Origin of the sequence: Streptomyces sp. NBC_01446, assembly GCF_026340095.1 — a bacterium.
GTDB classification, from domain to species: Bacteria; Actinomycetota; Actinomycetes; order Streptomycetales; family Streptomycetaceae; genus Streptomyces; species Streptomyces aureus.
The window spans coordinates 2,304,418-2,330,294 of record NZ_JAPEPO010000001.1; the positions used below are offsets into that span (position 1 = coordinate 2,304,418).

Annotated in this window: 20 protein-coding genes; 9 read left to right on the top strand and 11 right to left on the bottom strand. The window is 71.9% G+C overall.

Translation table 11 applies throughout. From position 1 onward, the window contains the following. The first annotated feature begins 262 nt into the window (after positions 1-262). The 6 genes from OG456_RS10175 (at position 263) to OG456_RS10200 (ending at position 9,565) form a co-directional block, all read left to right on the top strand. Positions 263-3,238, top strand: coding sequence for an SCO5717 family growth-regulating ATPase (locus OG456_RS10175; RefSeq protein ID WP_266559404.1), 2,976 nt, complete (start codon positions 263-265; stop codon positions 3,236-3,238). 331 nt (positions 3,239-3,569) lie between these two features. Next, the gene (locus tag OG456_RS10180; RefSeq protein ID WP_266559406.1) at positions 3,570-5,474 is read left to right on the top strand and encodes an ABC transporter substrate-binding protein; all 1,905 of its coding nucleotides are present in this window, start codon (positions 3,570-3,572) and stop codon (positions 5,472-5,474) included. A gap of 77 nt (positions 5,475-5,551) precedes the next feature. Further along, positions 5,552-6,628 carry an ABC transporter permease gene (locus OG456_RS10185; RefSeq protein WP_266559408.1) on the top strand — a complete coding sequence of 359 codons (1,077 nt, stop codon included), beginning with the start codon at positions 5,552-5,554 and terminating at the stop codon, positions 6,626-6,628. Further along, positions 6,625-7,572, top strand: a complete 948-nt coding sequence (locus OG456_RS10190) for an ABC transporter permease (RefSeq protein ID WP_266559410.1) — start codon at positions 6,625-6,627, stop codon at positions 7,570-7,572. The genes OG456_RS10185 and OG456_RS10190 overlap by 4 nt, the downstream gene beginning before the upstream one ends. Then, on the top strand, positions 7,569-8,570 hold the full coding sequence (locus tag OG456_RS10195) for an ABC transporter ATP-binding protein (protein WP_266559412.1): 1,002 nt from the start codon (positions 7,569-7,571) through the stop codon (positions 8,568-8,570). Before OG456_RS10190 ends, OG456_RS10195 begins: the two co-directional genes overlap by 4 nt. Further along, positions 8,567-9,565, top strand: coding sequence for an ABC transporter ATP-binding protein (locus OG456_RS10200; RefSeq protein WP_266559414.1), 999 nt, complete (start codon positions 8,567-8,569; stop codon positions 9,563-9,565). Before OG456_RS10195 ends, OG456_RS10200 begins: the two co-directional genes overlap by 4 nt. Before the next feature lie 49 nt (positions 9,566-9,614). Here OG456_RS10200 and OG456_RS10205 read toward each other — a convergent pair whose 3' ends face one another. The 9 genes from OG456_RS10205 to rimP form a co-directional block, all read right to left on the bottom strand. Further along, positions 9,615-10,568, bottom strand: a complete 954-nt coding sequence (locus tag OG456_RS10205) for a bifunctional riboflavin kinase/FAD synthetase (RefSeq protein WP_266559416.1) — start codon at positions 10,566-10,568, stop codon at positions 9,615-9,617. A 123-nt stretch (positions 10,569-10,691) separates the two neighbouring features. Then, a complete protein-coding gene (locus OG456_RS10210; protein WP_266559418.1) occupies positions 10,692-14,153 on the bottom strand; it encodes a serine protease in 3,462 nt (1,153 codons plus the stop codon). A gap of 227 nt (positions 14,154-14,380) precedes the next feature. Beyond that, the gene (gene truB / locus OG456_RS10215) at positions 14,381-15,289 is read right to left on the bottom strand and encodes a tRNA pseudouridine(55) synthase TruB (RefSeq protein WP_227297573.1); all 909 of its coding nucleotides are present in this window, start codon (positions 15,287-15,289) and stop codon (positions 14,381-14,383) included. Then, positions 15,286-15,747 (bottom strand): 30S ribosome-binding factor RbfA, encoded by a 462-nt coding sequence (gene rbfA, locus OG456_RS10220; protein ID WP_266559421.1) that lies wholly within the window; start codon positions 15,745-15,747, stop codon positions 15,286-15,288. The genes truB and rbfA overlap by 4 nt, the downstream gene beginning before the upstream one ends. Positions 15,748-15,780: 33 nt before the next feature. Then, the gene (locus tag OG456_RS10225; RefSeq protein ID WP_266559423.1) at positions 15,781-16,074 is read right to left on the bottom strand and encodes a DUF503 domain-containing protein; all 294 of its coding nucleotides are present in this window, start codon (positions 16,072-16,074) and stop codon (positions 15,781-15,783) included. A gap of 141 nt (positions 16,075-16,215) precedes the next feature. Continuing rightward, a complete protein-coding gene (gene infB, locus OG456_RS10230) occupies positions 16,216-19,338 on the bottom strand; it encodes a translation initiation factor IF-2 (RefSeq protein WP_266559425.1) in 3,123 nt (1,040 codons plus the stop codon). A 146-nt stretch (positions 19,339-19,484) separates the two neighbouring features. Next, positions 19,485-19,763, bottom strand: coding sequence for a YlxR family protein (locus OG456_RS10235; RefSeq protein ID WP_266559427.1), 279 nt, complete (start codon positions 19,761-19,763; stop codon positions 19,485-19,487). Between the two features lie 79 nt (positions 19,764-19,842). Then, entirely contained in the window at positions 19,843-20,832 is a 990-nt protein-coding gene (gene nusA / locus OG456_RS10240; protein ID WP_266559429.1) for a transcription termination factor NusA, read from the bottom strand. A gap of 2 nt (positions 20,833-20,834) precedes the next feature. Then, a complete protein-coding gene (rimP, locus tag OG456_RS10245) occupies positions 20,835-21,347 on the bottom strand; it encodes a ribosome maturation factor RimP (RefSeq protein ID WP_266559431.1) in 513 nt (170 codons plus the stop codon). Between the two features lie 183 nt (positions 21,348-21,530). Here rimP and OG456_RS10250 point away from each other — a divergent pair, with 183 nt between their 5' ends. The 3 genes from OG456_RS10250 to OG456_RS10260 all read left to right on the top strand — a co-directional run bounded on the left by OG456_RS10250 (position 21,531) and on the right by OG456_RS10260 (position 23,474). Next, complete coding sequence (locus tag OG456_RS10250; protein ID WP_266559433.1) at positions 21,531-22,031, top strand: hypothetical protein; 501 nt, start codon at positions 21,531-21,533, stop codon at positions 22,029-22,031. Position 22,032: 1 nt separating this feature from the next. After that, positions 22,033-22,515 carry a ferritin-like domain-containing protein gene (locus OG456_RS10255; protein WP_266559435.1) on the top strand — a complete coding sequence of 161 codons (483 nt, stop codon included), beginning with the start codon at positions 22,033-22,035 and terminating at the stop codon, positions 22,513-22,515. A 65-nt stretch (positions 22,516-22,580) separates the two neighbouring features. Continuing rightward, positions 22,581-23,474: an aminoglycoside phosphotransferase family protein gene (locus OG456_RS10260; RefSeq protein WP_266559437.1), complete on the top strand. Its 894-nt coding sequence runs from the start codon at positions 22,581-22,583 to the stop codon at positions 23,472-23,474. A gap of 86 nt (positions 23,475-23,560) precedes the next feature. On the opposite strand, the gene OG456_RS10265 is transcribed toward OG456_RS10260, so the two are convergent. Further along, a complete protein-coding gene (locus OG456_RS10265) occupies positions 23,561-25,255 on the bottom strand; it encodes a proline--tRNA ligase (protein ID WP_266559439.1) in 1,695 nt (564 codons plus the stop codon). A gap of 79 nt (positions 25,256-25,334) precedes the next feature. Then, positions 25,335-25,877: a GNAT family N-acetyltransferase gene (locus tag OG456_RS10270; protein WP_266559441.1), complete on the bottom strand. Its 543-nt coding sequence runs from the start codon at positions 25,875-25,877 to the stop codon at positions 25,335-25,337.

Consider the following 25,877-nt stretch of genomic DNA (forward strand, 5'->3'; position numbering starts at 1 on the left):
CGCGTGACGGACTGAGGGGTGTTCGTCACTTCCGTATCGCTTGGACATCACTTGTTGGCCGGGTGTGACCTCCCGGACGGCGTCGGCGGGACGGACGGGCCTGCCGTGCTCGTGGTTTTGGTGATTAGGCTGGGACAAGGACGCGCGCGAGAACCCACCGACGGCTCGTACGCGTCCCAGGGGAAGAGCGCGGCGGATCGGACGACAGGAACGGTCGCCCCCCACCACGGCACGAGGGTGCTCGACCACACCAGGAGGCATTGTGAACAGCGATCGGGACGAGATCCGCGGGGGCTGGGACACACCCGTCGATGATCACTCCGACGCGGAGTCCGCCACTGAGACGACGGGCGAGTTCACCATCGACTACGCCCCACCGGCCTGGTACACGCAGAACGCGTCGTCCGGCACGGGCGAGACCCCCTCGGCCACACCGGCCACGCCTCCGCCGCCGGCGCCTCCGGTCCCTGCGCCCGCGCCCTCGCCCGCTCCCGTGACGCCCCCGGCGCCGCCCGCCCCCTACACGCCGTACACGCCGTACACGCCCGCCGCTTCGGCCCCCGAGCCGGACGCGGGTTCCGGGAACGGGGACCTGGAGAGCGGCGCGACGATGCGGTTCTCCGCGGCCGCGCTGAAGCGGGAGTTCGCCGAGCTGGCCGCGCAGGGCGAGCAGAAGGCCGAGCCGACGGCCGAGGAGCAGGGCGGGGACGCCGCGTCCGACAGCTCCGACTCGGGTGACTCAGGTGACTTCGCTGTGGTCGCCGCAGCGAGGTCCGCCGGGGGCGACGAGGGTGCGAGCGCCTCCGCGGACTCCGCGGAAGACGGAGACACCGACACCACTCAGGCCGCGTCCGACAGCACCGACTCCGAGACCGCCTCTGACGGCGCGTCCCAGTCGCAGGGCTCGGAGGGCTCGGACGACAGCGGCTCCGACGCCGCCGAAGCCGCTACCACGGAGGCATCGGCCGACGCGGGCGCTGACACCGGTACCCCCGCCGACACCAACACGCCCGCAACCCCGGACGCACAGGACGCCCCCGCTGCCTGGGCCCCGCCGCCCGTGCCGCAGGACGGTATCCCGCCGCTCCCCCCGGCGTTCCAGCCCGCCGCCCCCACGTCCGCCCCGCAGTGGCCCGCGCAGCAGCAGCCGCAGCCCGGCGCGCCGGTTCCGGCCCAGGCCGCGCCGCCGGCCTGGCCCACGCAGAACACCCCGCCCGCGCCGCAGGGTGGTTACGGCTTCCCGCAGCAGTCGGCCCCCGGCGACCCGCAGCAGCCCGCACCTCCGGCACCGCCGCAGCAGCAGGGCTACGGTTTCCCGCAACCGACGCCGCCCGCACCCGCCGCACCGAACCAGCCCGCCCCGCAAGGCGGTTACGGGTTCCCGCAACAGCCCCACCCGGGCACACCCAACCAGCCTGCCCCGGAGGGCGGTTACGGCTTCCCGCAACAGCCCCAGCCCGGCACACCCAACCCGCCCGCCCCGCAAGGCGGTTACGGGTTCCCGCAGCAGCAGCCCCAGCCCGGCACGGGCTACGGGTTCCCGCAGCCGCAGCCCGGAGCCCCCGCTCAGGGACACCCGGCCGGGCCCAACACCCCGGTCCCGCCCGCCCCGCACCTCCCGGCGCAGCAGAACCCCCAGCAGCCGCCGGCACCGCGCACACAGCAGCCCGGCCCCCAGCCCCCGGTCGCACAGCAGCCGCAGCCGCACCAGCAGCCGCCCGCGCCGCAGGCCCCGGCCCCCCACCCCGGCCAGCCCGATCAGCAGGTCCAGGGTCAGCCCGGCCAGTTCCAGGGCCAGCCCGGTCAGCCCTTCCCCGGACAGGTGCCCCCTGCCGACCCGCGTGCAGGCGGCGCCTGGCCGCAGCCCATTCAGCACGACCAGCGCACGCCCACGAACGTCGGCGGCGCGCCGCTCGGCTACACGGCGGCCGTGGAGCTGTCGGCCGACCGGCTGCTCAACAACAAGAAGCAGAAGGCGAAGAGCACCCGCCCCGGCGGCGGCAACTCGCGCTTCAAACTCGGCGGCAAGAAGGAGGAGGTCGAGCGGCAGCGGAAGCTGGACCTGATCCGCACGCCGGTCCTGTCCTGCTACCGGATCGCCGTCATCAGCCTCAAGGGCGGCGTGGGCAAGACGACCACGACGACGGCGCTCGGTTCGACGCTCGCCACGGAGCGCCAGGACAAGATCCTCGCGATCGATGCCAACCCAGACGCCGGCACGCTCGGCCGCCGCGTGCGCCGTGAGACCGGGGCGACCATCCGAGACCTGGTGCAGGCGATCCCGCACCTCAACTCGTACATGGACATCCGGCGGTTCACCTCGCAGGCGCCCTCCGGCCTGGAGATCATCGCGAACGACGTGGACCCGGCGGTCTCGACGACGTTCAACGACACGGACTACCGCAGTGCGATCGACGTGCTCGGCAAGCAGTACCCGATCATCCTGACCGACTCCGGCACCGGTCTGCTGTACTCCGCCATGCGCGGAGTCCTCGACCTCGCCGACCAGTTGATCATCATCTCGACGCCGTCCGTGGACGGCGCGAGCAGCGCAAGCACGACGCTCGACTGGCTGTCGGCGCACGGGTACGCGGACCTGGTGTCGCGTTCCATCACGGTCATCTCCGGGGTCCGCGAGACCGGCAAGATGATCAAGGTCGACGACATCGTGTCGCACTTCGAGACGCGGTGCCGCGGCGTCGTGGTGGTGCCGTTCGACGAGCACCTCGCGGCCGGCGCCGAGGTGGACCTCGACATGATGCGGCCCAAGGTGCGCGAGGCGTACTTCAACCTCTCGGCGATGGTCGCGGAAGACTTCCCGCGGGCCCAGCAGCAGCAGGGCCTGTGGACGTCGGACGGCAACCCGCCGCCCACCATGGCTCCGCCGGTGCCGGGTCACCAGCAGCAGCCGTACCCCGCGCACCAGCCCTACCCGGGCCAGCCGTATCCGGGGCAGCCGGGCGCGCCCCAGCCGCCCGCGCCGGGTCAACAGCCCGCACCGGGGCAGCAGTTCCCGGGTCAGCCCTACCCCGGCCAGCCGTATCCGCAGCAGCCCGGCCAGGCCCAGGCCGGCGCCCCCGGCCAGCCCCAGCAGCCCCCACAGCCGGGTCAGCCGAGCCAGCCCGGCCCCCCGCAGATGTGGCAGCAGCAGCCCCCCGCTCCGGGCCAGCCCGCGCCCGGTCAGCCCGGCCAGCCTCTCCCCCCGTACACAGCACAGCCCCAGCCGCCTCAGCAGTAACAACGCTGATATCCCGGCCCCCTGGGTCACTCGAAAGGCCCGCACCAACACCACGGTGCGGGCCTTTTCCGTGCCTGCCGAAACTCCGTCAAACAGCCACCAGGCACCCATTGTTCAGCGCAACGGGCATCACGCCCTGGCCTGCAAAGCGTCAGAGGTCTCGACCAATGTGCGTGAAATGCAGGTCAACTCGTTATTTCCGCAGGCCACATGGGGTTCATGTGCCGTTGACGTGCGCAGACTGCCGCTGATAGACACACACATCAACCAGCTGGCGTCCCATGATCAACCTGCCACTCCTGCGCGAGCAACGACGCGAGGTCACCGACCCATGGACACAAAAGATCAGCCCAAGAGAGCACACGCCCCGCTCTTCTCCCGTTCCCCACGGCGCGCGCCCCGCCGGACCCTGCGGGTCCTCCTGGCGGCCGGCGCCGCGGCGTTCACCCTGACGGCCGGCCTCGCCACGCCGCTCAACCCCGCACCCCAAGAGGCCAAGGCGGCCGACGGCGGCAAGAAGGTCCTCACCGTCGCCCTCGCCCAGAGCGTCGACTCGCTGAGCCCGTTCCTCGCCCAGCGACTGGTCAGTACGAGCATCCACCGGATGATGTACGAGTACCTGACCAACTACGACCCCAAGGACAACCACGCCGTCCCGGGCTTCGCCACCGAATGGAAGCCGTCCGCGGACAAGCTCACCTGGACCTACACCATCAGGTCCGACTCGAAGTGGTCCGACGGCAAGCAGGCCACCGCCGCCGACGCCGCCTTCACCTTCAACAAGATCATGACGGACGAGGGCGCCGCGACCGCGAACGGCAGCTTCGTCTCCAACTTCAAGAAGGTCACCGCTCCCAGCGCCACCAAGCTGGTCATCGAGCTGAAGAAGCCGCAGGCCACGATGGCCGCGCTCGACGTCCCGATCGTGCCCGAGCACATCTGGAAGAACGTCAAGGACTTCTCGAAGTTCAACAACGACAAGACCTTCCCGGTCGTCGGCAACGGCCCGTTCGTGCTGACCGACTACAAGGTCGACCAGTACGTGAAGCTGAAGGCCAACAAGGACTTCTGGCGCGGCGCGCCCAAGTTCGACGAGGTCGTCTTCAAGACGTACAAGGACCAGGACGCCGCGGTCGCCGCCCTGCGCAAGGGCGAGGTCTCCTTCGTGGCCGGCTCCCCCGCCCTGACGCCCGCTCAGGCGGCGTCGCTCAAGGGCGAGCAGAACATCAAGGTCAACGAGGGCCCCGGCCGCCGCTTCTTCGCGCTCGCCACGAACCCGGGCGCGCAGACCAAGGACCGCAAGAAGTTCGGCAACGGCAACAAGGCCCTTCTCGACCAGAAGGTGCGTCAGGCGCTGTTCCTGTCGATCGACCGCAAGACGATCGTCGACAAGGTCTTCCAGGGCCACGCCGTCGAGGGCGAGGGCTACATCCCGCCGCGCTTCGGCGACTACTTCTGGAAGCCGTCCGGCAGCCAGGCCCTCGGGTACGACCCCGACAAGGCGGGCAAGCTGCTCGACGAGGCCGGTTACAAGATGAAGGGCAGCGAGCGCGTCGGCAAGGACGGCAAGCCGCTGAACCTCCGCATCCTGTGCCACGCCACGGACCCGAACGACAAGGCGATCGGCAAGTACCTCAAGGAGTGGTGGGGCAAGCTCGGCATCGGCCTGAAGGTCGACTGCCTCGACGACGTCTCGGTGCCCTGGTACGCAGGTGAGTACGACCTCGCGTTCGACGGCTGGTCGGTCAACCCCGACCCGGACTTCGTCCTCGGCATCCACACCTGCGCCGCGCTGCCCGCCAAGGCCAAGGAGAGCGCCCAGACGGACAACTTCATCTGCGACAAGACGTACGACGACCTGTACAAGAAGCAGCTCGCCGAGTACGACCCGGCCAAGCGCGCGGACATCGTCAAGCAGATGGAGTCCTGGCTGTACGACTCCGGGTACATGAACGTCATCGCATACCCGAACGCCGTCGAGGCCTACCGCACCGACCAGATCAAGTCGATCCAGACCATGCCCACCGCGGCCGGCAACATCTACGGCCAGGACGGGTACTGGAGCTGGTGGTCGGCCGTTCCGGCGGACGGCAAGAGCGACTCGAAGGGCGGTGGCGGCGGCGGTTCCGGCTCGACCGGCGTGATCATCGGTATCGTCGCGGCCGTCGTCGTCCTGGGCGGCGGCGGGCTGTTCCTCACGCGGCGCCGCCGCACCTCGGCGGACGACCGCGAGTAGCAGCACCCGGTCAGGAGAGAACGCGTCACGTCCGTCCGCAGGCGTCGCAAGTACCGCACGAGTAACGAGAGTTCCACATGACAGCAGAGAGCACTCCGGCGCTCGTGCAGAGTGCGGACACCGACGGCCCGGCGCAAGCCGGGCCGTCGGCGGCCCGCGGTCCACGTGCGCGCAACACCAAGGCCTATCTCCAGTACGTGGCGGGCAAGATCGCCGGGGCGATCGTGTCGCTCTTCGCGGTCCTGGTCACCAGCTTCTTCCTGTTCCGCCTGATCCCCAGCGATCCGGTGAAACAGATGACCGGCGGACGCCGTGTCTCGGCGCAGCAGCTCGAAGCGCTCCGCCACCAGTTCGGCCTCGACCTGCCGATGTGGCAGCAGTTCACCAACTACATCGGTGACGCGCTGACCGGCGACTTCGGCACGTCGTACCAGTTCCACACCCCGGTCATCGACAAGATCACCGAGGCGCTCCCGGCGACGCTGCTCCTGACCGGCACGGCGTACGTCCTCTACACCGCGCTGGGCATCTGGCTGGGCACGCGCACCGCCTGGCGCAACGGATCGCGCAGCGACCGCTTCAACACCGCGTTCGCCCTCACGCTCTACTCGATCCCGTCGTTCTGGCTCGGTCTGCTGCTCATCATCGTCTTCTCGGTCGGGCTGGGCCCGATCCCGGGCCTGTTCCCGACGGGCGGTCTGGAGTCGGGCGGGGAGAGCGGGTTCGCGTACGTCATGGACGTCGCGCACCATCTGGTCCTGCCGGTGGTCACGCTGGTGGCGGTCGGCTACGCGCAGACGCTCCTCGTGATGCGCTCCTCGCTGCTCGACGAGATGGGCAGCGACTATCTGACGACGGCGCGCGCGAAGGGTCTGCGTGACGACGTCGTACGCCGCAAGCACGCCGTCCCGAACGCGATGCTGCCCACGTTCACGCTGATGTTCGTGAACCTCGGGCACGTCGTGGCCGGTCAGATCCTCGTCGAGACGGTCTTCTCCTGGCCCGGTCTCGGTGGCCTGTTCTACTCGGCACTCAGCGTGCCCGACCTGCCGCTCGTCCAAGGGCTGTTCTTCGTCTTCGCCACCGCGGTGATCCTGGCGAACACCCTCGCCGACGTGCTGTATCCGCTGCTCGATCCCCGGGTGGGCCGATGACTGCCGACACGAACACCGACCTCGACACCGCGCAGCTCCCGCCGCCGGCCGAGAAGAGCGCGCGGGCCTTGGCACGCGCCCGCAAGCGCCGCTCCGTCGCCCGCTTCTGGCGCGAGTACCGCACCCACCGGAGCGGGCTGTGGGGTCTCGCAGGGCTGATCCTGATCGCCCTCATCGCGCTCTGCGCGCCCCTGCTCGTCGGCACGGACTCGCAGAGCGTCACCGACGCGCCCGGCGGCGCCCTCGAGGCGCCCAGCGGTGAATTCCCGCTCGGCACGGACCAGTTCGGCCGCAGCGTGCTCGCCCTGCTCGTGTGGGGCGCGCGCGTGTCCCTCACCGTGGGGCTGCTGGCCGCGTTCCTGTGCGTGGCGATCGGCACGGTCGTCGGCATCGTCGCAGGCCACTTCCGTGGCTGGTACTCGACGGTCCTGATGCGGGTCACCGACTGGTTCCTGGTGATGCCGACGCTGGTCCTCGCGATCGCGCTCGCCACCGTGATGTCCCGCTCCATCTGGACGGTCATCCTGGCGATCGGCGTGACGACGTGGCCGACGACGGCCCGCCTGGTCCGCGCCCAGACGCTCGCCGTGGAGTCGCGGCCGTACATCGAGCGGGCCCGCGCGCTCGGCGGCGGGCACGGGCACATCATGCTCCGCCACGTCCTGCCGAACGTGATGCCGCTCGTCCTCGCGCAGACCACGCTCGTGATCTCCGGGGCGATCCTCACCGAGGCCACGCTCGCCTTCCTCGGCCTCGGCGACCCGACGATCACGTCATGGGGCGGCATGCTCCAGGACGCGCGCGAGGCGGGCGCGGTCAGCGCGGGCGACTGGTGGTATCTCGCGCCTCCCGGACTCGCCATCGCGCTGGTCGCGCTCGCGTTCACGCTGTGCGGCCGCGCCATCGAAGCCGTCCTCAATCCGAAGCTGGGGGTGGCCAGGTGAGCCTTCTCGACGTCAGAAACCTCGAAGTGACGTACGCGGGCGGGGCACGGGCCGTCCGCGGCGTGAACCTCAGCGTCGACGCGGGCCAGAAGCTCGGCATCGCCGGCGAGTCCGGCTGCGGCAAGTCCACGCTCGCGCTCGCGCTGCTGCGTCTTCTGCCGGCCGGCACGAAGGTCTCCGGCGAGATCCTGCTGAACGGCGAGGACATCCTCACGATGAAGTGGGGCCAGGTCAGGGCCGTGCGCTGGGCCGGCGCCTCGATCGTGTTCCAGGGCGCGATGCACTCGCTCAACGCGGTGCACCGCATCGGCGACCAGATCGCCGAGCCGATCCTGCTGCACAAGAAGGCGACGCCCGCGGGCGCGAAGAAGAAGGTCGCGGAGCTCCTGGAGCACGTCGGCCTGCCCGCCGCGCGCGCGGACGCGTATCCGCACGAGCTGTCCGGCGGCCAGCGCCAGCGCGTGATGATCGCGATGGCGCTCGCCTGCGACCCGGGCCTGATCATCGCGGACGAGCCGACGACGGCACTCGACGTGATGATCCAGGCGCAGATCCTGCGCCTGATCGAGCAGCTCGTGTCCGATCAGGACCTCGGCCTCATCATGATCAGCCACGACCTGGCGGTCCTCTCGGACACCTGCGACCGGCTCGCCGTGATGTACGCGGGCCGCGTCGTCGAGGAGGGCCCCGCCTCCGAGGTCTACGAGAACGCGCAACATCCGTACGGGAAGGCCCTGTCGGCGGCGTTCCCGCGGATCGGCGATCCCGCGTCCCGGTTCGCGCCGCGCGGTCTGCCCGGCGACCCGCCCGACCCGTCGGCGCTGCCCACGGGCTGCACGTTCCACCCGCGCTGCCCGGTGGCCCTCGACAGCTGCATCACCGAGGACCCGGCACTACGGGCCGCGGCCACGGACCGGCGGGCGGCCTGTGTGCACGTGGGCGGCGCCACCGATCCGGACGACGCCGCCGGCGCCGAGGCAAGGAGCACCACAGCATGACCAGTACGTCCCCCCTGCTCACGGCCGGCGCGCTGCACGTCACCTTCCCCGGCCGCCGTGGCGCGGACCCCGCGCGCGCCGTGGACGGCGTCGACCTCGACATCGCGCCCGGCGAGATCGTGGCACTGGTGGGCGAGTCGGGCTGCGGCAAGACGACGCTCGCCCGCTCCCTGCTCGGCCTGGTACCGCCGACGTCCGGCCGCGTCACGTTCGACGGGAAGCCCCTCGACTACTCCTCGCGCGCCCTCAAGGCGTACCGCAAGCGCGTGCAGCTGGTCCTCCAGGACCCCAGCGGTTCGCTGAACCCGCGGCACACGGTGTACGACGCGGTGGCCGAGGGCCTGCGCATCCACGGGTACGCGGGCGACGAGCGCGAGGCGGTGGCGAACGCCTTGTCACGAGCGGGACTTCGCCCGCCGGACCGCTTCTTCCTGCGCTACCCGCACGAGCTGTCGGGCGGCCAGCGGCAGCGCGTGGTGATCGCGGGCGCGCTCGTCCTCGACCCCGAACTGATCGTCGCGGACGAGCCCGTGGCGTCCCTCGACGCGTCGGTGCGCGGCGAGATCCTCGCGCTGCTGCTCAGGCTGCGCGACGAACTGGGCCTGTCCGCCCTCGTGGTGACGCACGACCTGGGTCTCGCCTGGAACATCGCGGACCGGGTCGCGGTGATGTACCTGGGCCGGATCGTGGAGACAGGAACGGTGGAGGAGGTCCTGACGGCACCTCAACACCCGTATACACAGGCCCTGTTGTCGGTCCTGCCGGAGGCGCCGGGTGATCCGGTCGTCCTCACGGGCGAGCCGCCGGACCCGTCGCGCATCCCGTCCGGGTGCCGCTTCCACGCCCGCTGCCAGATCCTGGCGTCGGGCGAGGCGGAACGCTCGGGCGTGGCGGAGCGCTGTCGCCGGGAGGACCTGCCGGTGCTGTCGGGCGCGAGCACGACCCAGGTGGCCTGCCACTGGGCGTCGGCCCAGGCCGACCGGTCCGGCATGTGAGGTTCGGGGGTCGCGGGGGCAGAGCCCTCGCGACCTCGGCCGGTCCCGCCTACTCCCCCTCGTACGCCTCGAGCAGTTCCCGGGACCGCTTCACGTCGTCCGCGATGGCGACCAGGAGCGCCTCGACCGAGTCGAACTTCGCCATGCCGCGCACGTAGGCGAGGAAGTCGACGGCGACGTGCAGCCCGTACAGATCGAGGTCCACGCGGTCGATGGCGTAGGCCTCGACCGTGCGCTCGGTGCCGTCGAACTGCGGGTTGGTACCCACCGAGATCGCGGCGGGCATCGCCTCGTCCCCGACGTGCAGCCAGCCCGCGTAGACGCCGTCCGCCGGGATCGCGGTGTGCGGGAGCGTCTCGACGTTGGCGGTCGGGAAGCCCAGCTCACGGCCGCGCTGGGCGCCGCGCACGACCACGCCCTCGACGCGGTGCGGGCGGCCGAGGATCTCGCGCGCGCCCTCCATGTCACCTTCGGCGACGAGCCGACGGGTCAGCGTGGACGAGAAGGGCTCGCCGCCGCCCGCCGAGCCGCTCACGTACAGATCGACGACCTCGACCTCGAAGTCGTACGTCGTGCCCTGCTCGGCGAGGAACGCGACATCTCCCGCGGCGCGGTGACCGAAGCGGAAGTTCGGCCCCTCGACGACGAGGCGCGCGTGCAGCTTGTCGACCAGGACCTTCGCGACGAACTCGGCCGGCGACAGCTTTGAGAACTCGGTGGTGAACGGCAGGATCAGCAGGGCGTCGACGCCGAGCTCGGCCATCAGTTCCGCGCGCCGGTGGTGCGGAGCGAGCAGCGGAGGGTGGCTGCCGGGGCGCACGACCTCGCTGGGGTGCGGGTCGAAGGTGACGACGACCGCGGGCACACCGAGCTCACGGGCCCGTTCGACGGCCCGGCCGATGATCAACTGATGGCCGCGGTGCACTCCGTCGTAGGAGCCGATGGTGACGACGCTGCGCCCCCAGTCCTGGGGGATGTCCTCCAAGCCACGCCAGCGCTGCACGGTGATTGCTCCTCGCGAACCTGTGTACGACTGTTACGTCTCTTTGCCGAATACGCAGGTCTAAGAGTGCCATGCCGAGCGCCCACGCCCCGCATCGGGAGGCGCCGTACCGGCCGGGGCAGGTCAGGCGGGTACGCGTACCCCGGCCAGATCCCCGATCACGCGGCGGGCGCTCGGCCCGACGAGGGCGGCCCACTCGCGCGGCGCCCCCGCCAGCCACTGGACGAGTAGGGCGGCGAACCCGGGCACCGAGTCGGCGAACTCGACGAGCGCGCGGTCGAAGCGGGCGGCTCCCTCCGGAGTGCGGACGAGCCGTTGTCCGGTGCGCCGCACAAGGTCTCGGGTGCGGGTCACTCCGGCGCCCCCGGCGCTGCGAGCGGCGGTCCGCAGTACGGCGTCGAGCACGTCCGGGTCGTCCTCGTGGGTGAGCAGTACGTCGAGGAGCTCGCCGCGCAGGGCGCGTGAGGCGCCGGTGCCGGGTGCGGCGAGGACGGGCGCGAGCGCGGCGCGCCCGGGGGCCGGACAGGTCCGGAGCAGCCCTGTGACGAGGGGAAAGAGCACCGCCCGCCCGGCCGGCCCGTGCTCCAGGCACCGGTCGACGTACGCGGCGACGTCCTCAGCGGTGTCGGGCCGGTCCGCCGAGAGGTCCTCGACGAGGGCGGCCGCCCGCCGCGCGAGCGCGGGCGCGGTCACGCCGGCGAGTGCCCCCAGCACGTCGGCCGCACCGCCCGGCTCCCGCACACGGGCCCGGAAGGCGCGGAGAACCGGCTCCGGGTGCGTGGCGAGCGCGGCGGCGAGCGCGCTCACGGGCAACTGGGCATCGCCCTCCGCGAACCGCTCCAGGGCGCGCGCCAGATAGGTGTCGCGGGTCTGCGGGTCACGCACGAGGAGGGCGAGCGCGGCGCCGTGCCGGGCGCTGTCGGTGGTGCGGGCGAGCAGGGCGAGCGCGGCGTAGCGCAGCAGGCCGTGATCGGCGTCGGTGGTGACGTGCGGGGCGACCCGCAGCGCGTAGGTGACGGCGGACGAGCGGCGGGCGGGGCGCTCGTCGCGGGCCCAGCGGTCGACGGCGCGGCACAGCGCGGACGGCTCCTCGTCGGCGAGTACGGCGAGGAGTTCGTCGGCGTGCGGGTGCGCGCAGTCGGCGAGGGCCTCGGTGAGGTCGTCGACGGCGCGGTGCCGGTGGGTGTGCAGGAGCGCCTGGGCCGCGGTGGCGACGGTCGCGTCGGGCAGGGCGGGCAGCGGCCGCGCGTCGTCGAACCAGCGCGTGAGGTGGACCTGGACGCCGGCCGGGTCCGCGGTGAGCAGGTCGGCGACGGTGTCCAGGTGGCGGTCGTGGCTCCCCGGCGGGGGATCGTGCACGACGAGGCGGCGCAGGAGACCGAGGCGGTCGGCGTCCGTGACGGGAATCCGGCGCCAGAACGAGGGGTCGAGGCGTCCGCGGTCGGCGAGCGGTTCGAGCACCCCGAGATAGGGAGTGGCGTCGGGCACGCGCAGGAGCGCCTCCTCGACGAGGTGGGCCGCCCACCAGGACGCGTCGGCGTCGCCGGGCGTGAGGGACCTGAGCGCCAACTCGGCCAGGTGTGCGCCGAGTTGGGCCGGCCCCTGCTGGCGTTCGACGAGGAGGAGGGCCTGGACGACGGGGCCCGCGCGGTGCCGGGGCACGGGCACCGCGGGCGCGGCCCGGCCGCCGTCCCGGTCGCGGTGGACGAGCGCCCGCAGCGCCTCGTCCAGGTCCAGGTGCATGCCCTGGATCCAGTCGGCGACCTCCTCGTGCGCGAACCGGTAGCCGCGCCCCGCAGGGACGAGTACGCCTTCGGTGAGGACGGCCGGGGCCCACGCCGTGACGCCCCCGCCGCGCCGCCCCGGCAGCGCGCCCCAGGGGAACACCTCCTCGAACGCCTCCCGGTCCAACTCGCCCTGCCCCGGCCCCAGACAGCGCCGCGCCGCCTCGTGGACCTGACCGGACACCCGGGCGGCGAGCCTGCGCACGGCCGTGCCGCGCAACCCGTTCACAGCGGCGAGGCGCACCGCCACCCGCAGGCACATGAGGTCGAGATACGCGGCGAAGACGGCGTCCCGGTCGGCGCTGCCCGGCACGGGCCCGGGCAGCGCGGCCCGCACCTCGGCGAGGAGCCGCAGCGCGAGCGGATGGCGTGCGTCCCGGCCGGCGAGCGCGTCCTCGGGCAGCCCGTACCGCTCCCGCGCCACGCGGGCCTGGTCGCCGGTCAGCTCCCCCAGCGGGACACAGGCGGGCAGCCGCCCGGTCCGTCCGTACAGCACACCAGGCGGGAACAGCTCGCCCGCGCGCTCCCAGTACTCGCCCCGGCACGCCACGACGAGCCGCACGCCGGTCTCCCGCAGCCAGCGCGCCGTGCCCTCGGTCCACTCCGTCAGCCGGTGCGCCAGGACGGGCGGCATCTCCTCGGGCCCGTCGAGCAGCAGGACGAGGGGCCGGCCGGCGGCGCATGCGAGCGCCGCGATCCGCTCCGGTGACACATCGCCGACACCGACACCGCCGGGCTCCGCGCCCCCGGGCTCGCCGGTCTCTCCGGGGACGGCCCCGGGCAGTGACGCCGCGACGATGCGCCCGGCCCTGACCAGCGTCCGCCTCGCGGCGTCGGCCACGCTCCGGTCGTCGCCGTGCAGGTCCGCGCCGCGCAGCCAGAGGGTGGGAGCGGGATGGGCCCCGCGGCCGCGTCGCGCGGCACAGGCGGCGAGCTCCGTCGTACGGCCGCTGCCCGGCGCTCCCACGAGGGCCAGGACCGCCGCGGCGGACGCCTCGAACGCGGCGAACTCCCTTGCCACTTCGGGCCGTTCGACCGGCTCCGGGTCGAGGATCCCACCCGGCCCGTCGGACCCGACCGACGTGGCCGTCAGCTGGAGCGCGCCCGCCGGATTGAGGTCGTCCCCGTACACCGGCACGGTGGCCGCGTTCCGCGCCAGGAGCGCGGCGAGAGGCCCCTCCGGGTCGGCGGCAGCGGCCTCCCTCAGCGGCACCGCAAATCCGGCGGCGGCCCCATGCCCGGCTTCGAGCGCCGTGCCGAGAACGGCGAGGACGGCGCCCGAAGCCGCGTCGACGACGGGTCCCCCGGCCGCCCCTCCCCCGAGCCGCAGCGCGTCACGGCCGTCCGTGCCGATGGCCAGCTCCATGACCCCGGGAACGATATGGAAGCGGTCGGTCGCGGTGTACGTGACGTCGGCACGACCGAGGACGCGCGCCTCGCGCCAGCCCCCGGCGGCGATCCGCACATAGGCCCCCGCTCCGGCCGGGCCCCGGACGGCCACCGGCAGCGGACGCATCCCGAGGCCCTCCGTCGCGTCGGTGCGGATGAGCGCGAGGGCCGATTCGGGGAGCGGGACGACGTCGGCGGCGCCCACGACACAGGTGATCCCGCCGGGCGCGCGCAGCACGACGCGGCCGAGTCCGTCGACCACTTCATGGCTGGTGACGACGGTGCCGTGGTCGTCGGCGACGAAGCCGGCGCCGCGCGGGCGTCCGGCCAGATCGAAGACATGGACGAGGGGCGGCCCGGTCCCGGGATCCGTCGCGTCCCCGTCGCCGGCCCGGGGGCCACGTCCCGCCATCGTCGAACCTCCCGCCACGCCCCGTAGGACCGACGGTAGGCGCGTGGTGATCAGCGGAACAGGCGCCAGAGCGAACGCGCCCCCTTCCACTCCCTCGGTTCACTCCGAGCGCCCGCCCGAAGGGGTGAACAGATCGGGGGTGATGGATAGACCCTTGGAGGGGGGGTTCGTGGAGCGGCACGCGGCTGACTGCGCGCGCCGCTCCACGGCGGGGGGCGGCGAAGAGATCAGCCGAAGACGGCGAGGCTCTTCGCCTTGCCCTTCGACTCCTCCACGAGCGCGAGGAACACACCCTCGGGGTCGAACACGGCGACTGGCCCGGCGCCCGCGTACTCGCCGGGCACCTCCAGACGGACCCCGTTGAGCAGCAGCTTGGCGCGCTTGGCATCCACGTCCCAGCGGGGGAACGCGGCGGTGGCGGCGTCCGCCACGGGCATCACCGTCAGCTCCTCCTGGAGCTGGTCGAGGGTACGCGCGGAGTCCAGCTTGTAGGGGCCGACCCGCGTGCGCCGCAGCGCCGTGAGGTGACCGCCGACGCCCAGGTCCGCGCCCAGGTCCCTGGCGAGGGCCCGGATGTACGTCCCGGACGAGCAGACCACCGAGACGACCAGATCGAGGACCGGGGTGCCGTCCTCGGCGACCGCGTCCCTGATGTCGTAGACGGTGAAGGACGAGACGGTGACCGGCCGCGCCGGGATCTCGAACTCCTCGCCCTCACGGGCCCGCTTGTAGGAACGTACGCCGTTGATCTTGATGGCGCTGACCTTGGACGGCACCTGCATGATGGCGCCGGTCAGCTTGGCGACCCCGGCGTCGATCGCGTCGCGGCGCACGCCGGACGCGTCGGTGGACGAGGTGAGGTCGCCCTCGGCGTCGTCGGTCAGCGTGTTCTGGCCGAGCCGGATCGTGCCGAGGTACTCCTTCTCGGTCAGCGCGAGATGGCCGAGCAGCTTGGTCGCCCGTTCCACGCCGAGGACCAGGACTCCGGTCGCCATGGGGTCGAGCGTGCCCGCGTGGCCGACGCGGCGGGTCTTCGCGATCCCGCGCATCTTGGCCACCACGTCGTGCGAAGTGAAGCCCGACGGCTTGTCGACAATGACAAGACCGTCGGGCGTCGGGGTGTTCTTCTGCGTCATTCCGAGGCTTCGCCGTCCTCGTCCGCGCCGTCCTCGTCCTCGGGCTTGCGGTACGCGTCCGCGCCCCCGGCGAACTCGGCACCGGCAGACGCCTCCCGGACCTTCTCGTCCGAGATCCGGGCCTTGTCGAGGAGGTCGTCGATGGCCTTGGCGTTGTCCGGCAGCGCGTCCGCCACGAAGGCCAGGGTCGGCGTGAACTTCACACCGGCCGCCTGGCCCACCGCCGAACGGAGTACGCCCTTGGCGCTCTCGAAGCCGGCCGCGGCAGCGGCACGCTCCTCGTCGTCGCCGTAGACCGTGTAGAAGACGGTCGCCTCCCGCAGGTCACCCGTCACCCGGGTGTCCGTGATGGTCACATGCGTACCGAGCCGCGGGTCCTTGATCCCCCGCTGGAGCTTCTTGGCCACCACCTCTCGGATGAGGTCCGCCAGCCTTTTCGCCCGCGCGTTGTCGGCCACTGCGCCGTCTCCTTCTTCGCCTTGCTCTTAAAGTCAGTCTTCGTCGCCGTGGAGCCTGCGTCGAACGGAGAGCAGCTCCACCTCGGGACGGGCGGCGATAAGACGCTCGCACCGGTCCAGTACGTCGGTGAGGTGCCCCGTGTCCCCGGAGACCATCGCCAGGCCGATCTCGGCCCTGCGGTGAAGTTCCTGGTTCCCGGTCTCCGCCGCACTCACCGCGTACTTGCGCTGAAGTTCGGCGACGATCGGGCGGACCACGGAGCGTTTCTCCTTCAGCGAGCGAACGTCGCCGAGGAGCAGATCAAAGGACAGAGTCCCCACATACATGTGTGTCCGGATGTCCCGCCGGTTCGGGTTCGTGGCCCCACCAACCACTTGGCGGGGACACCAGAACCGTACACGGAACGGCCGGGGCCGATCGACGGGATTTCGTCCCGCCGACCGGCCCCGACCTTCACCGTGCGCGGATCAGGCGCGCGGCTTCTCGCGCATCTCGTACGTCGCGATGACGTCGTCGATCTTGATGTCGTTGAAGTTTCCGAGGTTGATACCGCCCTCGAAGCCTTCGCGGATCTCGGTGACGTCGTCCTTGAAACGACGCAGCCCGGAGATGTTGAGGTTCTCCGCGATGACCTTGCCATCGCGCAGCAGGCGCGCCTTGGTGTTGCGCTTGACCTCGCCGGACCGGACGAGCACACCGGCGATGTTGCCCAGCTTGGACGAGCGGAAGATCTCGCGGATCTCCGCCGTGCCGAGCTCGACCTCTTCGTACTCCGGCTTGAGCATGCCCTTGAGGGCCGCCTCGATCTCCTCGATGGCCTGGTAGATCACCGAGTAGTAGCGGACGTCGACGCCCTCGCGGTCCGCCATCTGGGCCGCGCGGCCCGCAGCGCGGACGTTGAAGCCGATGACGATCGCGTCGGAACCGGTCGCCAGGTCGATGTCCGACTCGGTGACCGCACCCACGCCGCGGTGCAGGACGCGGATGTCGACCTCTTCACCGACGTCGAGCTGGAGCAGCGAGGACTCGAGAGCCTCCACCGAACCGGACGCGTCGCCCTTGATGATGAGGTTGAGTTCCTGCACCAGACCGGCCTTGAGGGCCTCGTCCAGGTTCTCCAGGGAGAACCGGACACCGCGCCGCGCGAAGTTGGCGTTGCGCTCGCGAGCGGCACGCTTCTCGGCGATCTGACGGGCCGTACGGTCCTCGTCGACCACCAGGAAGTTGTCGCCGGCACCCGGGACGTTGGTGAGACCAAGGACGAGGACGGGGGTCGAGGGACCCGCTTCCTCGACGTTGTTCCCGTTGTCGTCGAGCATCGCGCGGACACGGCCGTACGCGTCGCCGACCACCATCGTGTCGCCGATGCGCAGCGTGCCGCGCTGGACCAGGACGGTCGAAACGGCACCGCGGCCACGGTCGAGGTGGGACTCGATCGCAATACCCTGCGCGTCCTGCTCCGGGTTGGCCCGCAGGTCGAGCGAGGCATCCGCGGTCAGGACCACGGCCTCGAGCAGGGAGTCGATGTTCAGACCCTGCTTGGCGGAGATGTCGACGAACATCGTGTCGCCGCCGTACTCCTCGGCCACCAGACCGAACTCGGTGAGCTGACCGCGCACCTTGGTCGGGTCGGCACCCTCGACGTCGATCTTGTTGACCGCCACGACGATCGGCACGCCGGCCGCCTTCGCGTGGTTGAGCGCCTCGATCGTCTGCGGCATCACGCCGTCGTTCGCCGCGACCACGAGGATCGCGATGTCCGTCGACTTCGCACCACGGGCACGCATGGCGGTGAACGCCTCGTGACCCGGGGTGTCGATGAAGGTGATGCGGCGCTCTTCGTCGTTGACCTCGGTGGAGACCTGGTACGCACCGATGTGCTGCGTGATACCGCCGGCCTCGCCCGCGACGACGTTCGTCTTGCGGATGGTGTCGAGCAGTCGGGTCTTACCGTGGTCGACGTGACCCATGACGGTCACGACCGGCGGACGCGCGACGAGGAACTCCTCGCCACCCTCGTCCTCGCCGAACTCGATGTCGAAGGACTCGAGCAGCTCGCGGTCCTCCTCCTCGGGGCTGACGATCTCGAGGATGTAGTTCATCTCATCCGCGAGGAGCTTCAGCGTCTCGTCGGAGACGGACTGCGTGGCAGTGACCATCTCGCCGAGGTTCATCATCACGGCGACGAGCGACGCCGGGTTGGCGTTGATCTTCTCCGCGAAGTCGGTGAGGGAGGCACCGCGCGACAGACGGACGGACTGTCCGTTGCCGCGAGGCAGCATGACGCCGCCGACCGACGGGGCCTGCATGGCCTCGTACTCCTGGCGCCTCTGCCGCTTCGACTTACGGCCACGACGGGCGGGCCCGCCGGGACGGCCGAACGCACCCTGCGTGCCACCACGGGCACCGGGACCACCGGGACGACCGCCACCGGGACGACCGGCGAAGCCGCCACCGCCACCGGGACGACCGGCGAAACCGCCACCGCCGCCACCGGGACGACCGGCGAAACCGCCACCGCCGCCACCGGGACCGGCCGGACGGCCGGCGAAGCCGCCGCCGCCACCGGGACGACCGCCGCCGCCACCCGGGCGACCGCCGCCGCCGGGACCACGGCCACCGCCGGGGCCACCACCGGGACGCGGGCTGCCGGCAGCGGGACGCTGCGGCATCATGCCCGGGTTCGGACGGTTACCACCGGGGGCACCACCCGGACGCGGAGCGCCGGCCTGCGGACGGGGCATGCCGCCCGGAGTCGGACGGGCACCGCCCTGACCCTGCGGACGCGGGGCGCCACCGGGGCCACCCTGCGGGCGCGGGCCGCCGGGGCCACCCTGGCCGCCGCCGGGACGCGGGGCACCGCCGGGACGGGGCGCCTGGGGGCGCGCCATGCCGGTGGAGCCACCAGAGGTGAACGGGTTGTTACCGGGACGCGGGCCGGCGGGACGACCGCCGGGACGCTGGCCCTGACCCTGGCCGCCGGGGCGCGGGGCACCCTGACGGTCACCGCGGTCACCGCGGTCACCGCGGTCGCCACGACCCTGACCCTGAGCACCCTGGCCGGGACCGGCCGGGCGGGCGCCACCGGGCTTGGGGGCACCGGGACGGGCACCCGGACGCGGACCGGCTGCCGGGGAGGCCGCGGGGGCCTGGGCAGCGGGAGCGGCCGGAGCCGCGGGCGGCGCCGTGAACTCGGGCGCGGCCGGGGCCGGAGCCGCGGGACGCGGAGCCGGCTTCGGGCCGGGCGTCGGACGCTGACCGGCGGCCGGGGTCACCGGGGCGGCGGCAGCGGGCTTCTCCGCGACGGCAGGCTTAGGAGCCGGCGGGCGCGGAGCAGCAGGCTTTGCGGCCTGCGCCGGAGACGGGGTCGGACGGGCCGGCGAGGGCTTCGCGGGCGCGGCCTTGCGGGCGGCGGGCTTGCCGCCGCCACTGCCCTGCTGGAGGGCGTCAGTCAGCTTGCGTACTACAGGCGCCTCGATCGTCGAGGACGCCGAACGGACAAATTCACCGAGTTCTTGGAGCTTGGCCATGACGACCTTGCTCTCCACCCCGAACTCCTTGGCGAGTTCGTATACCCGGACCTTAGCCACTTCGCTCCTTTTAGGTCCGGGTTACGCCGGACCGTCGCTACTTCATGGGCGTACTCATCGCGTGCTCATCGAGTGCTCATCGCAATCTCGACCTACTTCCAACTCGCGGGGGTACCAGGACCGCACGGGGTCCCGTACGGCACGTTCTACGGTGTTACCTGCTCGACGCGGTGGCGCAGTGCCTCCGTATCGAACGGTCCAGGGGCTTTGAACGCCCTCTGGAACGCCCGGCGGCGGACCGCCAGGTCGAGACAGACCAGGGCGGGGTGCACGTACGCACCCCGGCCGGGCAGCGTACCGCGCTGATCGGGGACACATTCACCCTCGATCACCACGATGCGCAGCAGATCGCTCTTGGCCGTTCGCTCCCGGCATCCCACACACGTGCGCTCTGGGCATGCACCGGCATGCGTCCGGCCAGACACGCTTAAGTCTACCTCCCCGCACCGACCTCACCCCTTTGGGGCAAAAATCGAACGGTTGTTGTCGTGATCTTTGTGGTCGCTACTCCGCCGGCTGCTGCTCGGTGTCCGGACGGATGTCGATCCGCCAGCCCGTGAGCCGCGCGGCGAGGCGGGCGTTCTGGCCCTCCTTGCCGATGGCGAGCGACAGCTGGTAGTCCGGCACGATCACCCGTGCCGAGCGGGCGGCCATGTCCACGACCTCGACCTTGGACACGCGCGCCGGGGACAGGGCGTTGGCCACCATGTCGGCCGGGTCGTCGGACCAGTCGACGATGTCGATCTTCTCGCCGTTGAGCTCGGCCATGACATTGCGCACACGGCCGCCCATCGGGCCGATGCAGGCGCCCTTGGCGTTCAGGCCGGAGCGGGTCGAGCGGACCGCGATCTTCGTGCGGTGCCCGGCCTCGCGCGCGATGGCGCAGATCTCCACGGAACCGTCGGCGATCTCGGGGACCTCGAGCGCGAACAGCTTCTTCACCAGGTTCGGGTGCGTGCGCGACAGGGTCACGGAAGGACCGCGCACACCCTTCGCCACGCGCACCACGTACGAGCGAAGGCGAATGCCGTGCTGGTAGTCCTCGCCCGGGACCTGCTCCTGCACCGGCAGGATGGCCTCGAGCTTGCCGATGTCGACGAGCACGTTCTTCGGGTCGCGGCCCTGCTGGACCACACCCGTCACGATGTCGCCCTCGCGGCCGGCGTACTCGCCGAGCGTCGCGTCGTCCTCGGCGTCGCGCAGCCGCTGCAGGATGACCTGCTTCGCGGTCGTCGCGGCGATACGGCCGAAGTCGGACGGGGTGTCGTCGAACTCCCGGGCCTCCTGGCCCTCTTCGAGGTCCGCCGGGTCCTCCTTCGCCCACACCGTCACATGTCCGCTCTCACGGTCGAGGCGCACGCGCGCGTGGCGACGGCTTCCCTCGGTGCGGTGGTAGGCGATGAGGAGGGCCGACTCGATCGCTTCGACCAGCAGGTCGAAGGAGATCTCCTTCTCTCGCACCAGACCCCGCAGGGCACTCATGTCGATGTCCACGGCTACGCCTCCTCTGCATTCTCTTCGTTCTTGTTCTTACGGTTGAACTCGACCTGGACACGCGCCTTGGCGATGTCGTCGAAGGTGAGCCTGCGGGCGGTGGGCTTGCGCCCCTTCACGCCGGGCACCTCGAGGTCCAGGCCCTCGTCGTCGACCTTCAGGATCCGCGCGACGAGCTCGGTGTCGGCGCCGTCGGCCAGCTGGAACTTCACCAGGCGGTCGACCGCACGCAGGTAGTGCCGGTGCTCGGTCAGCGGCCGCTCGGCGCCCGGGGTGCCGACCTCGAGGTCGTACTCGCCCTCGCCCATGGCGTCCGTCTCGTCCAGCTTCGCCGAGAGCGCACGGCTCACATCGGCGACCTGGTCCAGATCCGCTCCGGAATCGGAGTCGACGACGACTCGCAGCACTCGCTTACGTCCGACCGATGCCACTTCGATCTCTTCGAGATCGAGGCCCTGGGAGCTCACGAGCGGTTCGAGTAGTGACCGCAGCCTCTCGCTCTGGGTGGTGCTCATCCGGGTGACTCCTCGGCCGCGTGTGCTGTTGTGGTCTCGTCGTGCGTCAGGTCAAAGGGTATCCGGTCCGGGGGGGTGTTGCCGTCCACCAGGCAGGGGCCGAAGGTACGGTGATCACCGGGCCTGCCGCCCGCCGCTCCTGCTGAAACCTTCCTGCCATCCTTCCTGCCGAGGACGTCTGCCGTGCCGTTGACCACTGGGGCCCCCGCGGGGCCGCGTAGAAGGAGCCTGCTGGCCTCGGTGGCCGGGGCCGCGCTCCTGACGGGCTGTTCCGACGACGAGGACCCCGCGTCGGACGGTGCCAGGGGCGCCCGCAGCGCCTCCGCCACACAGCGGATCAAGGCGCGCGCCGCCCGCGACAGCGGCGACCTGCTCGACCGTTACGAGGCCGCGCTCGCGGCCCATCCGGCCCTGGCCGCGCGGCTCGGCCCGTTGCGCGACGAGGTGGCCCGGCACGCGAAGACCTTCGGTGCGCCGGCTCGCCCGGCCGCGCCCGCCTCTCCCTCGCCGTCCGCCTCGCCGGCCTCCGAGAAGGACGCGGTGAGCGCACTGGCGAAGGCCGAGCGGGAACTCGCCGACCGCCGTGCGGCCGCCCTGGTCGAGGCCCCCGCCGAACTGGCGCGCCTGCTGGCCTCGGTGGCCGCCGCGGGCGCCGGCCACGCGTATCTGCTGACGAAGGACTGACATGGCCGACATGCGCGACAAGGACGACAGCGACAAGCAGCTCCTCACCGCGGTCCAGGCCGCGCTGGCCGCCGAGCACGCGGCCGTGTACGGCTACGGCGTCGTGGGCGGCCGGATCAGCGAGGCCCGCAGGCCCGAGGCGCGCACCGCGTACGACTCCCACCGTGCGCGCCGCGACGATCTGCGGCGCACGGTCCGCGACCTCGGCGGCGAGCCCGAGCCGTCCGCGGGCGCCTACGCGCTGCCCTTCCCCGTACCGGACCCGGCGGCGGCCGCGCGGCTCGCGGCGGACATCGAGGACCGCGTCGCCGGGGTCTACTCGGACCTGGTGCGGGCCTCCGAGGGCGCACGGCGCAGTAGGGCGGCGGACGCGCTGCGCGAGGCGGCGGTGCGGGCGGTGCGGTGGCGGGGCGGCAGCGTAGCCTTCCCTGGTCTCGCCGAGCGGTCCGCGGCGCCCGAAGCGTCCGCGACACCGCAGGCGTAGCCGGCACGGTCACACGTACGGTCCGCGGTCACGGGGACGGTCACGGGGAAGGGAGTTACTCGCGCATGTCTTTCGAACCGCCGAAGCGGCTGGTCAACGCGCTCGGCGAGGTGCGGGACGACGGGGCGTCCGCGTGGCTGGCGAGGCTGCCGGAGATCCTTCAAGGGGCCGTGGAACGGCTTGAGTTGACGGTCGAGCGGGTGCATGTGCCGGGCGGGCGCAGCAGCCTCGTCGTCCTGGTGCGGCGGGCCGACGGGTCGCCCGCCGTCCTCAAACTGGCGCCGGAGCGCTTCCGCCCGGAGGCCGAGCACGCGGCTCTCACCCACTGGAACGGCTTCGGGGCGGTGCAGGTGCTCGGCGACGGGGACGGTCTGCTCCTGGAGCGGCTGCATCCCGAGGTGTCGGTGCGCTCGCTGCCCGAGGCGAAGGCGCTGTTGGAGGCGGCAGGCACGCTGCGCAGGCTGTGGGTGGAGCCGCCTTCCTGGCGTTCCTGCGAGACGGTCGCCGACCGGACGGGCCGTCAGGCCGAGGCGATGCGGGCCACCGCCGCCGCGGAGCCGGATGTCGTGCCCCTGGTCGACGCGGCGCTCACGGCGCGGGACGAGCTGCTCGTGGCTCCGCCGGAGGTGCGGCTGCTGCACGGGACGTTCCGGCAGAGCAAGGTGCTGGCCGGGGAGCGGACGCCGTGGCTCGCGGTCGGGCCCGACCCGGTCGTCGGCGAGTGCGCCTTCGATCTCGCGCGGCTCGTCAGGGACCGGGTGGAGGACCTGATCGCGTCGCCGTCCGGTGCGGCGACGACGCGGCGGCGCGTGAAGCGGCTCGCGGAGTCCCTCGACGTGGACCAGGAGCGGCTGCGCGGCTGGACGCTGTTCCGTGCGGTGGAGTCCGGTGTACGGGCCCTGCGCGTGGGGCGTGGGCGGGACGCGGAGTTGTTGCTGGAGTTCGCGGGCTGGCTCTGACGGTTGTCGCGTGCGGGCCGGACGGGCTCGTCGCGGAACATGACTGAGGGCCGGGACATCACGTCCCGGCCCTCAGTGCTCGCGTATCAGGCCGTGAGGCGCGCGATGGCCTCTTCGACCGTCACTTCCTCGCGCTCGCCGGTCTTGCGGTCCTTCAGTTCCACGATGCCCTCGGCCGAGCGGCGGCCGGCGACGAGGATCTGCGGGACACCGATCAGTTCGGCGTCGGTGAACTTCACGCCCGGCGAGACACCGGCGCGGTCGTCGACCAGGACGCGGACTCCGGCGGCGCCCAGCTTCTGGGAGACGTCGAGCGCCAGCTCCGTCTGGAGGGCCTTGCCGGCGGCGACCACGTGGACGTCGGCCGGGGCGATCTCCTTGGGCCAGCACAGGCCCTTGTCGTCCGCGGTCTGCTCGGCGAGGGCGGCCACCGCGCGGGAGACGCCGATGCCGTACGAGCCCATGGTCACGCGGACCGGCTTGCCCTGGTTGCCGAGGACGTCCAGCTGGAAGGCGTCGGCGTACTTGCGGCCGAGCTGGAAGATGTGGCCGATCTCGATGGCGCGGTCCAGGCGCAGGCCGGTGCCGCACTTGGGGCAGGGGTCGCCCGCCTCGACCACGACGACGTCGAGGTAGTCGTCGACCTCGAAGTCGCGGCCCGCGACGACGTTCTTCGCGTGCTTGCCGGGCTTGTTGGCGCCGGTGATCCAGGCCGTGCCGGCGGCGATGCGCGGGTCGGCGATGTAGCGGACCTTCTCCAGGCCCTGCGGGCCCACGTAGCCGCGTACGAGGTCGTCGCGGCCCTCGAAGTCCTCGGCCGTGACGAGCTCGACGACGGCCGGGGAGAGGTGCTCGCCGAGCTTGCCGAGGTCCACCTCGCGGTCGCCGGGCACGCCCACGGCGACGATCTCGCCGTCGACCTTGACCAGGAGGTTCTTCAGGGTCTCCGAGGCCTGGACGCCGAGGTGGGCGGCGAGGGTCTCGATGGTCGGGGTGTCGGGGGTGTCGAGCTCCTCGACGGCCGGGTGCTCGGCGCTCGCGGGGACCGGCGCGGCGAAGGTGACGGCCTCGGTGTTGGCGGCGTAGTCGCAGGCCGGGCAGTCGACGAAGGTGTCCTCGCCGGCCGGGGCCGGGGCGAGGAACTCCTCGGAGGCCGAGCCGCCCATCGCGCCGGAGACGGCGGAGACGATGCGGTGGTCGAGGCCGAGGCGCTCGAAGATCTTGATGTACGCCTCGCGGTGCAGGGCGTACGACTCGGCCAGGCCCTCGTCGGTGGTGTCGAAGGAGTACGAGTCCTTCATGAGGAACTCGCGGCCGCGCAGGATGCCGGCGCGCGGGCGGGCCTCGTCGCGGTACTTCGCCTGGATCTGGTAGAGGATCACGGGCAGGTCCTTGTAGGACGAGCACTGGTCCTTGACCAGCTGCGTGAAGATCTCCTCGTGGGTCGGGCCGAGGAGGTACTCCGCGCCCTTGCGGTCCTTGAGGCGGAACAGCTCGGGGCCGTACTCCTCCCAGCGTCCCGTCGCCTCGTAGGGCTCCTTGGGCAGCAGGGCGGGGAGCAGGACCTCCTGGCCGCCCATGTCGTCCATCTCCTCGCGGACCACGCGGGCGACGTTCTCGAGGACCTTCTTGCCCAGCGGCAGCCAGGACCAGATGCCGGCGGCCGTGCGGCGCACGTACCCGGCCCGGACGAGCAGCTTGTGGTTGAGCGTCTCGGCGTCGGCCGGGTCGTCACGCAGTGTCTTGACCATCAACCGGGACATGCGCTGGACCTGGGCCATGATTTTGACTCCTGCTGCGAAAGGTAGGGATGTGCAGGAGGTTAGCCGGGTCCGTCCCGCGCCCGGAAATCGGCTGCCTTCAGCGACGCAGCGGGAGCGGTGCGCCCATGACCGCGTAGGGCCGGGGAGCGCTGGGGAAGACGACCTGCCGGGCGAGGTCCTCGTAGCCGAGCGAGTGGTACAGGCCGCGGGCCGGGCTGTCGAAGTCGATGGCCGAGAGGATCGACCTGGGCTCGTCGGCGCTGTCCGTGATGGTCGTGATGAGGGACCGGCCGATCCCGCGGTTCTGGTAGCGGGGGTGGACGTGCAGCTCGGTGATCACGAAGGAGTCGTCGAGCCATCCGTCCAGCGAGCGCGAGCGCAGATAGGGCTCCACCACGGTGGACCACCAGTGGGCGCGGTCGTTCGGCATGCCGTAGACGAAGCCGACGAGTCGGCCTCCCTCGGTGTGGGCGCCGAGGGCGCGTGCTCCGGGGTAGGTGAGGTGCCGCAGCACGATCTGCCGGCGCACGGCGATCTCGTCGTCGCTCAGGCCGAAGGCGTACGCCTGCACGGCCAGTGCCTCGTCCACGTGTTCCGCGAGGTCGAGAGGCCCGATGGTGACGACGTCGTCCTGGGTCAT

What these genes read in the sequence shown, in the direction of transcription:
- OG456_RS10260 (WP_266559437.1), top strand. Translation starts at nt 22,581, where the DNA reads ATGTCTTTCGAACCGCCGAAGCGGCTGGTCAACGCGCTCGGCGAGGTG.
- OG456_RS10185 (WP_266559408.1), top strand. Translation starts at nt 5,552, where the DNA reads ATGACAGCAGAGAGCACTCCGGCGCTCGTGCAGAGTGCGGACACCGAC.
- truB (WP_227297573.1), bottom strand. Translation starts at nt 15,289, where the DNA reads ATGACGCAGAAGAACACCCCGACGCCCGACGGTCTTGTCATTGTCGAC.
- OG456_RS10190 (WP_266559410.1), top strand. Translation starts at nt 6,625, where the DNA reads ATGACTGCCGACACGAACACCGACCTCGACACCGCGCAGCTCCCGCCG.
- OG456_RS10200 (WP_266559414.1), top strand. Translation starts at nt 8,567, where the DNA reads ATGACCAGTACGTCCCCCCTGCTCACGGCCGGCGCGCTGCACGTCACC.
- OG456_RS10210 (WP_266559418.1), bottom strand. Translation starts at nt 14,153, where the DNA reads ATGGCGGGACGTGGCCCCCGGGCCGGCGACGGGGACGCGACGGATCCC.
- OG456_RS10255 (WP_266559435.1), top strand. Translation starts at nt 22,033, where the DNA reads ATGGCCGACATGCGCGACAAGGACGACAGCGACAAGCAGCTCCTCACC.
- rimP (WP_266559431.1), bottom strand. Translation starts at nt 21,347, where the DNA reads ATGAGCACCACCCAGAGCGAGAGGCTGCGGTCACTACTCGAACCGCTC.
- OG456_RS10265 (WP_266559439.1), bottom strand. Translation starts at nt 25,255, where the DNA reads ATGGCCCAGGTCCAGCGCATGTCCCGGTTGATGGTCAAGACACTGCGT.
- OG456_RS10180 (WP_266559406.1), top strand. Translation starts at nt 3,570, where the DNA reads ATGGACACAAAAGATCAGCCCAAGAGAGCACACGCCCCGCTCTTCTCC.
- OG456_RS10270 (WP_266559441.1), bottom strand. Translation starts at nt 25,877, where the DNA reads ATGACCCAGGACGACGTCGTCACCATCGGGCCTCTCGACCTCGCGGAA.
- OG456_RS10225 (WP_266559423.1), bottom strand. Translation starts at nt 16,074, where the DNA reads ATGTATGTGGGGACTCTGTCCTTTGATCTGCTCCTCGGCGACGTTCGC.